The organism is Ruegeria sp. SATB027, from assembly GCF_059613825.1.
This window is the reverse complement of the sequence record NZ_JBXWTH010000075.1, coordinates 1-1,388: the sequence shown is the minus strand read 5'-3', so window position 1 is coordinate 1,388 and position 1,388 is coordinate 1. Positions and strand designations below refer to the sequence as shown.

The 1,388-nt window shown below is 55.5% G+C and carries 2 protein-coding genes; both read left to right on the top strand.

Features of this window, described 5'->3' with window-relative positions:
• Positions 1-84 precede the first annotated feature (84 nt).
• Positions 85-306 carry a hypothetical protein gene (locus tag AC2FPW_RS18055; RefSeq protein WP_496814830.1) on the top strand — a complete coding sequence of 74 codons (222 nt, stop codon included), beginning with the start codon at positions 85-87 and terminating at the stop codon, positions 304-306.
• A 237-nt stretch (positions 307-543) separates the two neighbouring features.
• Positions 544-1,388: ParB/RepB/Spo0J family partition protein (locus AC2FPW_RS18050; protein ID WP_496814829.1), on the top strand; the 845-nt coding region annotated here is incomplete at its 3' end.

Here is a 1,388-nt window from a genome sequence, read left to right as displayed (position 1 = left end):
CAGCTAACAGATCAGAAGGCCGCGCCCATTAGCGGATAGCCGGGAAACATCGGCAACCGCATCGCCACGAAAGAAAGAGTTGTTATGACTGAATATCGTCTTGGATCATCGGAACTGGTTCACACACCGGGCATCATTGCATGGGCCATCAATGGCTATCACTTTGCAGATGATCGACCGCAACTGATGAACGTAATTTCAAGCGCGTTTCCTTCGGTTCCCACCACCGCCATCGAACAGCTTTTGTCCAAGGCCGTGCCGTACACGGTCGAGGATGAAACGGTCGTTTTCAGCGTGGACGAATAGTCCGGTTCTGAAACGGCCAATGCGCAACCCGCGCACGAAAGGAGGTGAACAACATGAGCAATGAAACTCTGCAAAAGCGTATCGCTGAGGCGAAGGAGCTAATCAGGAAGGGCGACAATTTCCACATCGCGCGCCGCTTCCTGATCCAACACGGAGCCGACTAAACGGCCTCGCTCTACCCCGCAAGGGGTAGGGCACCAATAACAAAAACTTAGCCACGAAACAAGGACTTGCCCAATGAGCAAACTCGAAACATTCACCGCACCGGAAATCATCGAAACCGTTGCACTGTCCGATCTGTATCTGTCGGAAATCAACCCGCGTCAGGAAGTTTCCGACGAAGGCATTGCGCTGCTGGCCGAAAGCCTCGTCACGTGTGGCCTGATCCAGAACTTGAGCGGTCTGCGCGACAAAGACGGTAAAATCGGCATTGTCGCAGGTGGTCGCCGGTTTCGCGCCCTCAACATCGCTGTAACCGAGCGCGCCGATCTGGCGCAGGTGCCGGTCAAGATCACCGATAATCCCTTTGTGGCCGAGCAATGGGCCAATGCCGAGAACACCGCCCGCGAAGAACTGGACCCTATTGACGAGGTTCGTGCCTATGGGAAAATGGCTGCGAAATCCCTGTCTGTTGGTAAGATCAGCAACGCATTTGGCGTGACAGAGGCGCACGTGCGCCGCCGCCTTGCGCTGGCCGATCTGCCCGATCCTGTCTTGGATGCGGTCAAAGCCGGGGAAATCAGCCAAGGCATCGCCAAGGCAATGACCATTTGCGACGACGAGGCCAAAATCCTTGAGGCGCTGGAAGGCGCAATATCTGGGCGTTTGTATAACGAATACTACGTGCGCCAAGCCCTGACGCCGGAATCCGTGCGCAACACAGACCGCAAAGCAAAGTTTGTTGGTCAGGATGCCTTTGAAGAGGCTGGCGGCACCGTCACCAGTGATTTGTTCCAGAACGAAACCCTGTTCAAAGACCCTGAATTGCTGGAACGCTTGTATTCTGAGAAGCTGGACGCCGAAGCCGAAAAGCTGCGCGAGGCGGAAGGTTGGGCATGGGCCATGACCACCGACGACAGCAA